Here is a 14,502-nt window from a genome sequence, read left to right as displayed (position 1 = left end):
TGATTAGTTGAAAAACATGGTATTAATTATTATTTTATATTGTGCTCGTAAGATTCTACCATTCTTTTAACCATCTCTCCGCCTACTGAACCATTTTGTCTTGATGTTAAGTTACCTTTATCAGTTTGTTCGTAATTAGTTAAACCAAGTTCACTTGCAATTTCCATCTTGAATTTGTTTAACCCTTGTTTTGCTTCAGGTACCACCAATCTGTTTGAACTAGTATTATTATTATTGTTTGCCATTTTACATTCCTCCCTTATTTGCTTTGTAACCTTATTATGTGCTGATTTAGATTTTATAAACTATAAAGTTAAATGTAATTACTCCAATAAGTTCTAGTCCATGATTTTATTTCATATATTATTTATTTTTTTCAATAAACCTTAAGGTTTCTGTAGCAACCTTTATCATATCTATATAATCTATATTAGATAAAGAATGATCACCATTTGCTACTTTGAGCAATTTTATATCCATTCCAGCATCCAAACCTTTTTCATATAACTTTATTGATTGATCTATAGGTACTGTTGTATCTTTTTCTCCATGTATTATTAATGTAGGTGTAGAATTTGGATTTATATAATTTATGGGACTTGCAAGATTTAATAAGTCTTCTTTATATATATTATTTTCACCTAAAAGATTTTTAATAATACTAATCGAGGTTTCGTCGGACGATTCAATATCATTTATATCAAAACTTGTTGGACCGGAATAATCTATAACATATTTTATATTACTTTTGTATGAAGAAAGACCTTCATCTCCAATAAATTCAGTTTCGTTGCTATAGGATGTAAGTAGTGCTAAGTGAGCTCCAGAAGAAACACCAAGTAGTCCTATATTATCAGTGTCTATATTATAAATATCCTTATTTTTATAAAACCATCGAATTGCATCTTTACAGTCTTCTACTGGAGAGGGAAAGTTTGAACTTGATGAAGAAAGTCTATAATTTATGCTAGCTATAGCATAGCCTTTTTCTTTTAACTTATTTAAGATGGGTATAAAACCCTCATCAATAGATTTATCTCCAAAGGCCCAGCTTCCACCATGAATATAAATAATAAGAGGCCAAGCGGTTTTGTTGGATTTTGAGGGTGAATAGAAATCTAGTGTTAAATCTTCTTTTTCTAAGACCTTGTAAGGTATATCTAGATATTCTTCACCTAAATGAACTGTGGATTCATAAACCTTAGGATTTCCACCTATCTTTGTAATAAAGTTTCTAGGACCTTTTAATACGGACACTAATATAATAGGCGCTAGTATTAAAATAGATAAAAGAAGGAATATGGTCATGTTTTTATTTTTCATTTTTATCACCTAATATATATACGTATAGAATAAAGCAAAGAATAGCATTAAGATAAACTTAATGCTAAAAATTAAAAAATCAATTCATATTATAACATGTACTAAATATAATAAAGGTATCCTTTTAGATGGTTTTGGATTTATTACACATCTAAAAGGTTTTTCTTGTAATTTGTATAAAAGCTTCTGAGTAAACTCATTTTATCTTCAAGCTCTAATTGGAGATCTGATGTAGCTGAATAGTTTTTAATTATTATTGATTCCTTTATTTTTGTGAATAGGCACTTATTAGAATAGCTATCTTTCATTAAATAATGACGTAATTCATTTACATTCATCCAATTTGTCACATCCAAATCTAAAGCCTTATCTAAGGAGTGTAACATTTTATAGGAACGTATTTCATCCATGTAGCTATTTATTATTCGATTTTTTATTTCCGTAACCCACCTTTCTATAACAGAAATCTTAAAGCTATTTATAATTGAATCATTAAATACATTTCCCATTTTTAATACTTCTAATTTATCTGGATATAATTCAAAAGCTTTTAGATTCTCATAAACAGTTGCAGGAGCTTTACCGAAATATTTTGTTCGTTCTTCTTCCGAAAAGAACTCAAAGACATCTTCCTCAGTACGATAAGATCTTTCTTTTTCTAGATATATAGAAGGCTCACCAGGTGACTTTGAAAGTTCATCTAATAAATCATCTTCACTTTTATTATTATCTAAAGCATATTTTATACCGTCAATCATACTCATGTATAAAACAGATATAGCAATATAAGTATTTGTATGTGGATTAGGTGAGCGAAGTTCAAATCTTGTAGCCATAGGATTCATAAGATCTCTTATAAGAGCTATCAAAATTGTTCTATTTCTTGAGGGTACTTCAATAGTAACACCTAAGGAGGTTACTATACATATAGGAGCTTCAAAGCCTGGCTTAAGTCTTTTAAGCGAGTCGTTAGTAGAAGATATGAAGGGGTTTATTATCTCGTAATTCTTAAGTATACCCATAAGTGAACCGTAACCTATGGAACTTAAAAAGTGATCTTTGTTAGATGTAAATAAGTTTATAAGCTTTCCATTTTTTAATTTAAGACAGATACCTACATGAATATGTTCGCCACTTCCAGCTACTCCATCTATAGGTTTTGCAAGAAAGGTAACGTCAAGACCATTTTGTCTAAAGGTTTCTCTTACTATATTTCTAACTAATAGTTCATTATCTGCAGCTTGGATAGGGGTGGAAAATCTCCAGTCAATCTCCATTTGCTCCATTATATGAGTAAGGTTTCCAAGGTCATCAATTTTAGCTTTAACACCGCCTACTTCTTTATGTCCCATTTCAGGTTCTAAGCCATAAGAATCCATAAGCATAAGACTTTGTTCTAGGGCTGTTCTTACAGAACCTTTCGTTCTAGTCCAATATTGTTCATGCAATACTTGAGATGTAGAAAGCTCTTCAAGTTCAGCTTCATCATTTGGAGTCTTAACCCAAAACTCTAATTCTGTAGCAGAAGTTACACTAATGTCATCAATATCTTCAAAGGATATGCCATAAGAAGAAAGACTGTTAGGATTTTTCGAAATTAAACTTAGGATGGTACTTTTGAAGTAATCAATGGATCTTTTTAAAATGTGTCTTGAATCTACAGGATTTCCATTATGATATAGAAAACAAGGTATTCTAAGAGTACCTACTGGTTTATTACAAAATGGATCTATATGTTCATAATTATAGTCTACATACCAGTTGCAGTTTAAATCACACATCATATCAATCTTAGCGTTATTAAGGCTTGCAATACCTGGAAGGGTAACTGAGGAACCATCAGTTTGTGCTGCAACTCCATTTAAGAATGTATCTAAATCGTTTAAAAATGCCTTTATAGGAATTCGCTCATCGGTATCATTTCCAGCAAGATCGATACCTACTAAGGATATGAATCTTATTTCTGGATGGTCGTTAATTATTGATTTTAGAGAAGTTTCGTTATGGGAAGTCTCCGGTATTGAAAATATTAGGTCGTTTTTCATAAAATTTTATCTATACCCTAATTAAGGTATAGACATTTCACATCCTTTCTTTTAAAATAGACAAAATGATATAAGAATAATATTATTATAATTGGGATAAAGATATCATTCTATACGATAAAATATAAAGAAATTTTATTACAATAAAATTTTTATGTCAAGAAAATGATGTAATTTTGATACTTTGATAAATTTAAATGTATACAAATATTGATTTGATATGGATGTACTTTCCATGTCGACTTGTATTTATAAAAATAAAACACATATAATTATTGAAGAAGGGAAGTTTTTAGTATGGAAGATAACTCATATAACAAAAGTAAACCTATAGGGATTTTTGATAGCGGAGTAGGTGGGATTAGTGTGCTAAAAAAGGCTATAAAAATACTCCCAAATGAGAATTATGTCTACTTTGGGGATTCTAAAAATGCACCTTATGGTGTAAAAACTGTAGAAGAAATAAAAAAGCTAACTTTTAAATCTATAGACTTTTTATTATCAAAGGATTGTAAGGCCATTGTTGTAGCTTGTAACACAGCTACTAGTGCTGCAATAGAAGACTTAAGAAAGAGATTTAAAGACTTACCTATAATAGGAATAGAGCCGGCTGTAAGGCCAGCTGTAAATTTAAATAGAAAGGGTAAGATATTAATAATGGCAACACCTATAACTTTAGCAGAAAATAAATTTAATAAATTAGTTGAAAGATGTGCAGTAAACTCTGAGGTAGTTGCTCTTCCTTGTGCTGGCTTAGTAGAAATGATAGAAGAGGGCATATTTGAAGGAAACGATATAAAGAATTATTTAGAAAAGAGATTTGAAGGAAAGATAGATAAAGATGTATCTTGCATAGTTTTAGGTTGTACTCACTATCCTTTTATAAAAAAAGAAATAGTATATATTATAGGAGATGAAATACCTATAATAGATGGAAGTGATGGTACAGCAAGAGAACTTAAAAGAAGATTAAAAGAAAGTAACATTTTGAGAAGTAGTGACCAAAAGGGTTATGTAAAGATATTTAATTCAAAGGATAACAGTAACTTAATAGACCTTAGCTATAAGTTACTAGATTTAGAATAATAAATGTTAATCATTATTATCCATATAATAAATAATATATTGAGAATTGTAGGTGATAAAGGGTATAATACTATTAATTCATGGTATATTGAATATATTAGATTTACACATTAAAAGGAGGAATTTTTATGAACCCAATAGTAACAATGGAAATTAACAATGGAGGAATAATTAAAATAGAATTATTCCCAGAAATAGCACCGGGTACAGTTAATAACTTTATACATTTAGTAAATGAGGGCTTTTATAATGGCTTAACTTTTCATAGAGTAATACCTGGTTTTATGATTCAAGGTGGTTGCCCAGAAGGGACAGGTATGGGAGGACCAGGATACGGTATAAAGGGAGAGTTTTCTGGAAATGGAGTTAAGAATCATTTGAAACATGAAAAAGGCGTTATATCTATGGCAAGATCAGGTCATCCTGATTCTGCAGGAAGCCAATTTTTCCTAATGGTAGAAAAGGCTCCCCATTTAGATGGTCAATATGCGGCATTTGGAAAGATTATAGAAGGAATGGATAATGCGGATAGTATAGTTAAGACTAAGTGTGACCATGGTGACAAGCCATATGAAGATCAAGTAATGAATAAGGTTACAGTAGATACATTTGGGGTTCAATATGATGAACCTAAAAGAATATAAGATAAATTTTTAGGGAGTGAGATGTTTTGGAAAGTAAGATGATTTTGGCTTATGGTCTTGAACAAAAGGATTTAGAAGTATTTAAAATGTCTAATATAAAATATAAAGTTATAACAACTAAGATATTTCATGAAAAAATAGAGGCCATAGTAGAAAAATCTGAACAAGAAGAAAGAGAAGAATCCCTTCCTAAGGAAAAGGTAATTTTATTTAATGGTTTTAGTGATGATGAATTAGATAAGATTATAAAGCTCATAAGAGCAACTATAGGAAGGTCACCTATTTTAGCAGTAGTTACTGATACCTCGAAAAGGTGGACATTTGAATATCTTGTAGAGCATCTTATAGAGGAAAGAGAATGGTATAAGAAGATGCAAGAGGAGAAAGGAAACAACTAAAGTGAGTAGAGTAGGAGAAAAAATTAAAAAGGCAAGATTAGATTCAAAAATGACTCAAAAACAATTAGCTAAAAAGCTAGGAGTAGCTGAGAGTTTTGTAAATGATGTAGAGATGGGAAAAAAGATAATAAATGAAAGTTTAATTACTAGAATATCAAAACTTTTAGATAAGAATATAAATGATATAAGTATGTCTATTGATGAAGAAGCCTTAAATGAAGAAACAGTGAAACCGAAGGCTTCTATTTATACAGCGGATAGCTTAAGCAATAAAAAGGGTAAGCCAAAGGAAGAGGTTCAAGATATATGGAGTGAAGCTTTTGGTGAAGTCTTAAAGAATGTTCCTATATTTAATTATGATATGTCAAAGATAATAGATAATAAAAAGCTACCTGTCATATCTAATAAAATAGAAGGTCATCCTCAAGATAAGGTGTTTTTTCTTCAAATAGAAAATGACGATATGTCAGGATTTAGAATGAGAAAAGGAGATTTAGCACTATGTCACTTTATAAGTGATATGGAAGCTAATACTATCTGTCTTATAGAATTAGAGGGTAGAAAGATAATAAGAAAAGTAAAAAGATTAGATAGTAATAAAGCTTTACTATTAAATCATAATGTTGATTTAGATACAGAAACAGTTTTAATTAAAAATGTGAAGTTTATAGCAAGATTAGATAAATTAGAAATCCTTCTTTAGTATTAAAGATATAAGATTTGGCATATCTATATTAGTTTAATTTAAGAGAGATATTTTTAAATGTATATTTAAAAATATCTCTTTTTTGTTTACGTAAATATTAAAATTGAAGGTTATAAAGATCATATGATATGAAATGCTTTATTTTAGGGGCAAAACTTATAGCAGCTCATAAAATATATAGATACTATTCATAGGAGGTCTTTTTATTAATATGAAAAAGTTAATTAATAAAGATAAGAATCTGTTAATAAGAGCTGGAGACGAAAGTTTATCAAGTGATTTAATTTATAGAAGAGAAGTAGTAAAAACGATGCCTTCAGAGTTAAAGGAAAAGCTTATTAACTTATCTAGTGTAGATAAATTTAAAGCAGGATATATTGAATTTTTAGTGCTATATGGAGAAAATACTATAAAAGTAAATGCATCAGTTAAGAATTTGGGTGGGGAGATTGAAGATTTAGGTTATGGATTTGGAATAATTACTTTTAAAATATCAGATGCAGATAATATAAGTAAGGTAGATGGTATAAGTTATTTTGAACTTCCGCAAACCTTATATATAAATTCTCTTGAAGGGAATAAGGCATCTTGTGTAGATGGACTTTGGAATCTTTACAATCTTTCGGGTAAAGGGGTATTGATTGGATTTATAGATTCTGGAATAGACTATAAGCATCCAGCATTCATGGATACTGAAGGTAATACTAGAATTGAGTATATTTATGACATGTCTTTAAAAAGGGGTTGGAATAAGGAGGAAATAAATGAAGCTATAAATTCACAAAATCCTTATGGCTTAATAGAGCATAGGGATTTTGTAGGTCATGGAACACATGTGGCAGGTATAGCATCAGGTGGTGGCAATATAGATAAGGTTTTTTATGGAACTGCATATAACAGTTCTATTGCTATGATTAAAATAACACCGCCTGGAAATTTAAATTATACTCAGGCTAGTCAAATAATGAGAGCTATTAAAATTTTATTAGACAAAAGGTCAGAATTAAATATGCCTTTAGTTATAAACTTAAGTTTTAGTACTAATAATGGTGCTCATAATGGAAGTAGTATATTAGAGCAATATATAAGCACTATTTCTAATATAGAACCTATAAGTTTCGTTATAGCAGCAGGAAATGAAGGGGAAGCAGCACATCATGTAGGTAGGATTTTTAGAAAGAATCAAAATATAGCTATAAATATTGCGCAAGGGGAAAATGATATAATAATACAATTATACAAAGAGATACTAAGTGACATTTCAATAGAAGTAACAAGTCCTTCTGGAAAGACTACAGGTGAAAACACAGTAATTCAAGGTAGTTCTGAGGGTAATGTTGATTCTAACAAGGTAATCATATATTACACTGGTCCAAGACCCTTTGATATAAATGGTGAGATTATAATAAGCATTTCAGCCTTAGATGGGAAGTTCTTAATCGAAGGTACATGGAATATAAACATAACCTTGGAAAATGATTATAGGGGAAGATATGATATGTGGCTTCCTATTTCAGAAGGATTAAATCCTAAAACTAAATTTTTACAACCAAGCATAACTAATACATTGGGTATACCAGCTACAGTAAGTAATGTAATTTCAGTTGGAAGCTATAATTATTCTACTATGAATATATCGGGATTTTCAGGGCGGGGTAGGGACGATATCGGAGAAACTAAACCGGACTTGGTGGCCCCTGGTGAAGATATAATTTCCGCAGCTCCTGGAGGTGGTTATGATAGTAAAACAGGTACCTCTATGGCAACGCCTTTTGTTTCAGGAATAGCTGCTTTATTTATGGAGTGGGGGATTGTATATCGAAATGATACCTTGTTATTTGGTCAAAGGCTTAAATATTTTCTATTAAAAGGTGCAAGGAGGAATAGGACTACGATAGTTTATCCTAATTATAGTTTTGGATATGGTGAGGTTTGCGGAAAGTCATCTTTAGATTTAGTTACATCTTTAAGAAGGGGGGAAGATTTTATTGTGGAATCCTTACGCGTAGATTGTGGAAATCTTTATTTAAACCCAGATTATAATAATTATCTAGTTGAATATGATGGTGATATTGTAAAGAGTTTAGAAAAAGTAAGTGATATTTGCGCTTTTATCTTAGATGAAAGCTTTGCGGTTATATCAGTGAAGAGGGATATTGAAAGTAAGATATTAAAAGACATAACTAATATAGTTTATAAAGAAGATACTAGCTTGTATACATTATCTGAGATGTCTCCTATAGAAGCAGCTGATATACCGCAGTTTCACAATAATCCTTATTTACCACTTGATGGATACGGGGTTTTAGTTGGAACTATAGACACAGGTATAGACTATTTGAACAAAGAATTTATGTATGAGGATGATACTACTAGAATAAATTATATATGGGATCAAACCTTAACCGACGGATCTAAACCTTTAGGATTTAATTATGGAGTAGAATTTAATAAAGAAGAAATAAATAGGGCTATAAAAGCAATGGAAAATGATGAGGATCCTTATAAAATAGTATCTAGTAAGGATGATATAGGTCACGGCACTAGTATGGCCGGTATTTTAGGTGGAAGAGGAAGAAATCCTGAATTAAAAGGTGCAGCTCCAGGATGTGAATTCGCTGTAGTAAAGTTAAAACCTGCTACAGGATTAGATTTATCTAAAGATGTAAGTGGAAAGGATAGGGTGGCATATAACAATACAGACGTTATAATGGCCATAAAGTATTTAAGTCAGATTGCAAGTAGGATAAATAAGCCCTTGGTTATGTATATATCCGTAGGCACTAATGCTGGTGCTCATGATGGTAATAGTATTATAGAAAGATATATCGATGAGGTATCTAGAATAAGGGGAGTTGTAGTGGTTAGTGGAACAGGAAATCAAGGAGATGAAGATCTTCATGCTTCTGGTATGTTTGAAAATACAGGAGAAATTAAAACATTAGAGGTTAAAATATCAAAGCAGCAAAAAGACTTAGCATTTGAGGTATGGATAGATAAGCCAGATAAGGTATCTATAGGGGTAATTTCTCCATCGGGTGAAGTAATAGAAAAGGTGCCAACAAAACTTAAGAAAGGAGAAGAAATAGAATTAGTATTTGAGGGAAGCAAGGTATTTATAGAGTATTATTTTCCAGAGGAGCTTACAGGGGATGAGCTTATACGGGTAAAGATTGAAGATGTAAGAGAGGGGATATGGCAGTTTAAACTTTTTGGAGATTATATAGTAAGCGGTAGATATAATGCATGGTTACCTCAAAGGGACCTGTTAAAAGGTGACACTAGATTCTTAACTCCAAATCAATTCATAACTTTAATGGTTCCATCTACTAGTAGAAGTATAATAACTACATCTTATTATAATCAAAATAATAATTCATATGTAGCATCTTCTGGAAGAGGATACACAAGAGATAATAGGATAAAGCCAGATCTAACTACAGGAGGAATAAATGTAAGGACAACAAAGGTTGGAGGTGGAGAAACCATAGTTAGTGGAAGCAGTGCAGCTAGTGCGGTTTTAGCTGGTGCGTGTGCTCTCCTATTTCAGTGGGGTGTAGTTGAAGGAAAGGATCCTACCATTTATGCACCTAAGATGAAGACTTATCTTATACGAGGAACTAAAAAAAGGCCAGGAGATAAATATCCTAATCCGGAGTTTGGATATGGCATGTTAAGTCTTCAAGGAATATTTGAAAATATGAGAACCATGTGTTTTGAAGATGCGAATAATGGTGGTAAAAGCAAAGAGTTTATGGAAAGTAATTTAGGGAGTTTATTTATAAGGATGCCATTAAACAAATAAAATGTAGTAACAATAGAAACTAAGTGTTCATAATCTATATAAAGATTATTATTATAAGGGGCATATTTATGACTGAAAAAGGTAGAGTTCAAGTTCAAATATTTAAACAGGAAAATTATATACCTATAGAAAAGGCGAAGGTTACAATAGTTGAGGTAGGGGAGGAGAAATTAAGGCGACAAAGTGTAGTTTTAACCTCTGATTCTTCAGGCTTTACTATGGAAGTAGATGTTAAAACTCCACCCCTAGAAAATTCAATGAGGCCATCCGATAAACTTCCATATAGTTTTGTTGATATAAATGTTGAGGCTGAAGGATTTAAACCTGTATTTATAAAAGGATGTCAGGTTTATCCTGATAGGGTAGCTCTTCAACAGGTTAGTATGGTACCACCTAGTAGAAATAGTCGTCAAACTGAAAGGCTTATAGTAATTCCTCCTAATACTTTAGTTGGTGACTTCCCACCTAAGATACCAGAAGATCCTGATAAGCCATTACCTCCTCCACCTAGTGGGTTTGTAGTTCTTCCAAGTCCTGTAATACCAGAATATATAGTAGTGCACGGAGGGGTGCCTGATGACACTACAGCACCTAATTATACTGTAAGATTTAAGGACTACATCAAAAATGTAGCTTCTAGTGAGGTGTTTTCTACTTGGTCTGAAAGTACTTTAAGGGCAAATATATATTGTATGATATCTTTTTCTTTAAATAGGGTATATACGGAGTGGTATAGGGGAAAAGGTAAGGGATTTCAAATAACAAATTCAACAGCTTTTGATCAAGCCTTTAATTATGGAAGAAATATTTATGATAACATAAATAGAATAGTAGATGAGATATTTTCTACTTATGTACAAAGAATTGGTGCAAAGCAACCTTTGCTAACACAATATTGTGATGGCTTCAATGTTCAGTGTCCAGGATGGCTTACTCAGTGGGGGAGTAAGAGTCTCGGGGATAGTGGGAGAACACCCTATGAAATATTAACTAACTTTTATGGAAGTGATATAATTCTTACTACTGCAGAATTTGTTCAAGGAATACCGTCCTCTTATCCTGGACGTGTTTTAACTATAGGATCTAGAGGGGCCGCAGTTAAAACGGTTCAAACCTATTTAAACAGGATAGCACAAAACTATCCAGCTATAAATAAACAAGCTGTAGATGGGGTGTATGGGGAAGCTACAAAAGAAGCGGTAAGACAATTTCAAAGTATATTCGGATTTCCAGCTACGGGAATGGTAGACTATCCAACTTGGTATAAGATATCAGATATTTATGTGGCGGTAACAAAGATAAGTGAGTTAAGATCAAGTGTAGGAAATACGGAACGTACATTTTTCCCACCTACCACTTTCGAGGGCTATAATAAAGAGCACATGCCAAGCTTTAGATATACGGACTGATTAATATAAGTTATAAGATAGAGTATAATATCAAAAGGGATTTTTAAAAGGTTGTATAAGGTATTTTAGAAATCCCTTTTTGATTTTATAAAAGGATATTGAAATTGAAGTATAATATTAAACCTTAATATTATGAAATACAATAAAGAAATATTATACATTGTAACAAATATGAGTTAAAATGAAAATACATATTAATAAACATTCATATAATAAGTTTACATAAGAAGGGGAGTATAAAGGTGAAGGGAACAGTGGTATCAACTTGGATGAAAACTTGCAGAAGACTTTATGGAAATACTACAGTAGATAATGCTATGAAAGATGCAGGATGGAATTCTACTAAAATTTTTACACCTGTAGAAAATGTTGATGATAATGATATTAAAAAGGTAATCTCCAATATAGCTCTAAGTAACAACTTAGAGGTTAAGGAACTTTGGAGGATAATCGGAAAAGATAATTTAAGGGCATTTCATAGGGATTACCCAGCATTTTTTCAACAAGAAAACATGTATTCATTCTTAAAGTCTTTGTTTGATATCCATGTAGTGATGACTAAAAAGTTTAAAGGGGCTAAACCACCACTAGTAACTATAGAGCCAATATCACAAAGAGAAGCTATATTTTTCTATAAATCAGAAAGAGGCATGTTTGATTACTTTTTGGGGCTTACTGATGGCTGTAATGAGTTTTTCAAAGAAGATGTTAAATATGAAGAAATTGAAAGGACAAGCAATTCATTAAAATTAAAAATGACATTTCCTAAAGATATATATTATAAAAAGAAATACTTTTGGAATAACTTGCTATCTTTTGGTTTTATTAAAAGCTTTTCCGCTAAAGCTGCAATATTCACATCTATTACAACTACGTTAGTAGCACTTCCTTTGGTGGGTATTAATTTCAAGGCTTTGATTTTAGGGTTATCGTCGGGTATATTTGCAGGGATTGGGGTTACGTTGCTTAATATGCCAAAGACTATGATTGAGGAAGAATTAAAGAAAATAGCATCAGGAAGGTATAATTATGAAAGTAATATGGTTACTAATGACTTTTTTGAAGATATATTTGGACTTATAAAAGATTATAAAAAGGTAATTAAGGCTGATTTTACACAGTTTAAAGGAATGACAGATGAAATGAATACTTTCGTTGAGAGTATAAATAAGATATCTGATGCTATGAGTCATACCTCAGAGGAAATAACTGAGGTAGTGGAGCAAGTAGCTAATGGAGCTGTGTCACAGGCTGAAAATACAGAAGATGCTGCTCTAAAATTAAATGAAGATATAGAATCATTAAAAACTATAGTAAATAATGAAAATGATAATAAATTAGAACTTGAAAAAGCATTAGAAAAGATTAATAACAGCTATAGCAATATAGAAAATACTAGTAGTAACATACTTCAGTCTTTAAATAGCTTTTTAGATGTTAAAGACAAAGGAGATAAATTACAAACTAGGGCAAAAGACATAACAAGCATTGTATCCATAGTTTCAGGTATATCTGAACAAACCAATTTACTTGCACTTAATGCTTCTATTGAAGCTGCAAGAGCTGGCGATCAAGGAAGAGGATTTGCAGTGGTTGCAGAATCCATAAGAAAGCTAGCAGAACAATCTAAGGGAGCGGTAAAAGAAATAAATGTTAACTTGGAAGAATTTGTAGATGATATAAAACTTCTTGTAGACAATATAGATGGACAGTATTATATATTAAAAAATGAATCAAAAAGTTTAGGCAAAGTAAAAGATATAAGCTATGAAGCAACTAAATCTATACAAATTGTTTCAAAGTCTATGATAAAGACTATTAATGAACTCAACAATGAAGCAGAGTCTATAGCCAATCTTTATAATACTATTGAAACTTTAGCATCTATAGCAGAAGAAAACTCAGCATCTTCAGAAGAAGTAAGTGCTAGTGTATTAAATTATACTGAAGAGCTTCAAAATCTTATAGGAAATATCTCTAACTTTAAGTTAATAACTGAAAACTTTAGAAAGGACCTAGAAAAGTATAATATATAAGGTTTAGAATATATTTATAAAAAGAGCTAAAGAGTACATGGATTAATCTATGTACCCTTTAGCTTTTTAATTGTTTAGAATTATTTTTAAACACATTAAAGTCCAATAAAACTTTTAAAGTCTGGAACAAAGTCCTTGGAATCTGATCCAGAGCCTTGAATAAAGGCATTAGTAATACCTAAATCTAGAGCATAATTTATGAGGATATCATAGTGCAATGGATTTAGCGGCCTATTTATTTCCTCATGATTCGATGCTTTAAACATAGGTGTATATTGATTCATAATGCTTATGTACACATCATCTTTAAAGGAATTGTAAATAAAGTCTATAATCTTTTTAGAATCAAATAAAAGCCCTGGAAGCATTAAGTGCCTTATTATGACACCCTTTTTTATCAGACCATTCTCATCAAATTTAACTTTACCTACTTGATTGTACATTTCTTTAATAGCGATAGAAGCTTTTTCAAAGTAATCCTTTGATTTTGAATATTTTAATGAATACTTAGAATTAAAATATTTTAGATCAGGAAGATATACGTCTATATAACCATCTAAAGCATTTATGGTATCTAGGCTATCATATCCGTTGGAGTTATAAAGTATAGGAATAGATAGCCCTTTAGATTTAGCTAAGATTAATGATTCTATTATTTGTGGTACATAATGAGTTGGAGTGACTAAGTTTATGTTACTCGCACCCTTTTCTTGAAGTTTTAGAAAGATGTTAGACAACCTGTCTATAGAAACTTCCATGCCTAAACCCTCTTGACTTATACAATGATTTTGACAAAATACACAACTTAAATTGCAATTAGAGAAAAAAACTGTTCCGGATCCCTTGGTTCCTGAAACACAAGGCTCCTCAAAAAGGTGAAGAGATGCTCTTGAAATAATAACTTTATCACTAGATTTACAAAAGCCAAGTTCCCCGTTTAATCTATTTACATTACACTCTCTAGGGCATAATTTACATTTATTTAGCATTGATAACATAGGTAAAACCACCTTAATAAATTATATATATAAATATTATACCATTTACTAA

11 protein-coding genes are annotated in these 14,502 nt (G+C 31.1%); 7 read left to right on the top strand and 4 right to left on the bottom strand.

Annotated elements, in window-relative coordinates; translation table 11 throughout:
• Positions 1-29: 29 nt before the first annotated feature.
• The 3 genes from DY168_RS13640 to DY168_RS13630 form a co-directional block, all read right to left on the bottom strand.
• On the bottom strand, positions 30-245 hold the full coding sequence (locus DY168_RS13640; protein WP_115642225.1) for an alpha/beta-type small acid-soluble spore protein: 216 nt from the start codon (positions 243-245) through the stop codon (positions 30-32).
• Positions 246-363: 118 nt separating this feature from the next.
• Positions 364-1,323 (bottom strand): alpha/beta hydrolase, encoded by a 960-nt coding sequence (locus DY168_RS13635; RefSeq protein ID WP_115642224.1) that lies wholly within the window; start codon positions 1,321-1,323, stop codon positions 364-366.
• Positions 1,324-1,466: 143 nt separating this feature from the next.
• A complete protein-coding gene (locus tag DY168_RS13630) occupies positions 1,467-3,368 on the bottom strand; it encodes a type I glutamate--ammonia ligase (RefSeq protein WP_115642223.1) in 1,902 nt (633 codons plus the stop codon).
• Positions 3,369-3,665: 297 nt separating this feature from the next.
• Here DY168_RS13630 and murI point away from each other — a divergent pair, with 297 nt between their 5' ends.
• The 7 genes from murI (at position 3,666) to DY168_RS13595 (ending at position 13,452) form a co-directional block, all read left to right on the top strand.
• On the top strand, positions 3,666-4,454 hold the full coding sequence (gene murI, locus DY168_RS13625) for a glutamate racemase (RefSeq protein WP_115642222.1): 789 nt from the start codon (positions 3,666-3,668) through the stop codon (positions 4,452-4,454).
• A 128-nt stretch (positions 4,455-4,582) separates the two neighbouring features.
• Positions 4,583-5,098, top strand: a complete 516-nt coding sequence (locus DY168_RS13620; RefSeq protein WP_115642221.1) for a peptidylprolyl isomerase — start codon at positions 4,583-4,585, stop codon at positions 5,096-5,098.
• A gap of 26 nt (positions 5,099-5,124) precedes the next feature.
• Positions 5,125-5,496, top strand: coding sequence for a DUF3783 domain-containing protein (locus DY168_RS13615; protein WP_115642220.1), 372 nt, complete (start codon positions 5,125-5,127; stop codon positions 5,494-5,496).
• Position 5,497: 1 nt separating this feature from the next.
• Positions 5,498-6,199 carry a S24 family peptidase gene (locus DY168_RS13610; RefSeq protein ID WP_115642219.1) on the top strand — a complete coding sequence of 234 codons (702 nt, stop codon included), beginning with the start codon at positions 5,498-5,500 and terminating at the stop codon, positions 6,197-6,199.
• 214 nt (positions 6,200-6,413) lie between these two features.
• Positions 6,414-10,007, top strand: coding sequence for a S8 family serine peptidase (locus DY168_RS13605; RefSeq protein ID WP_172556364.1), 3,594 nt, complete (start codon positions 6,414-6,416; stop codon positions 10,005-10,007).
• Between the two features lie 68 nt (positions 10,008-10,075).
• Entirely contained in the window at positions 10,076-11,416 is a 1,341-nt protein-coding gene (locus tag DY168_RS13600) for a peptidoglycan-binding domain-containing protein (protein WP_115642218.1), read from the top strand.
• Between the two features lie 242 nt (positions 11,417-11,658).
• On the top strand, positions 11,659-13,452 hold the full coding sequence (locus tag DY168_RS13595; RefSeq protein WP_115642217.1) for a heme NO-binding domain-containing protein: 1,794 nt from the start codon (positions 11,659-11,661) through the stop codon (positions 13,450-13,452).
• Between the two features lie 95 nt (positions 13,453-13,547).
• On the opposite strand, the gene DY168_RS13590 is transcribed toward DY168_RS13595, so the two are convergent.
• Positions 13,548-14,450, bottom strand: a complete 903-nt coding sequence (locus DY168_RS13590; RefSeq protein WP_242984134.1) for a radical SAM protein — start codon at positions 14,448-14,450, stop codon at positions 13,548-13,550.
• Positions 14,451-14,502: the final 52 nt, after the last annotated feature.

Origin of the sequence: Clostridium putrefaciens (assembly GCF_900461105.1) — a bacterium.
Taxonomy (GTDB): Bacteria; Bacillota; Clostridia; order Clostridiales; family Clostridiaceae; genus Clostridium_L; species Clostridium_L putrefaciens.
This window is presented reverse-complemented; position numbering and strand designations above follow the sequence as displayed.

Coding starts and splice junctions, on each gene's coding strand:
- DY168_RS13640 (WP_115642225.1), bottom strand. CDS start 245: ATGGCAAACAATAATAATAATACTAGTTCAAACAGATTGGTGGTACCT.
- DY168_RS13635 (WP_115642224.1), bottom strand. CDS start 1,323: ATGAAAAATAAAAACATGACCATATTCCTTCTTTTATCTATTTTAATA.
- DY168_RS13630 (WP_115642223.1), bottom strand. CDS start 3,368: ATGAAAAACGACCTAATATTTTCAATACCGGAGACTTCCCATAACGAA.
- murI (WP_115642222.1), top strand. CDS start 3,666: ATGGAAGATAACTCATATAACAAAAGTAAACCTATAGGGATTTTTGAT.
- DY168_RS13620 (WP_115642221.1), top strand. CDS start 4,583: ATGAACCCAATAGTAACAATGGAAATTAACAATGGAGGAATAATTAAA.
- DY168_RS13605 (WP_172556364.1), top strand. CDS start 6,414: ATGAAAAAGTTAATTAATAAAGATAAGAATCTGTTAATAAGAGCTGGA.
- DY168_RS13600 (WP_115642218.1), top strand. CDS start 10,076: ATGACTGAAAAAGGTAGAGTTCAAGTTCAAATATTTAAACAGGAAAAT.
- DY168_RS13590 (WP_242984134.1), bottom strand. CDS start 14,450: ATGTTATCAATGCTAAATAAATGTAAATTATGCCCTAGAGAGTGTAAT.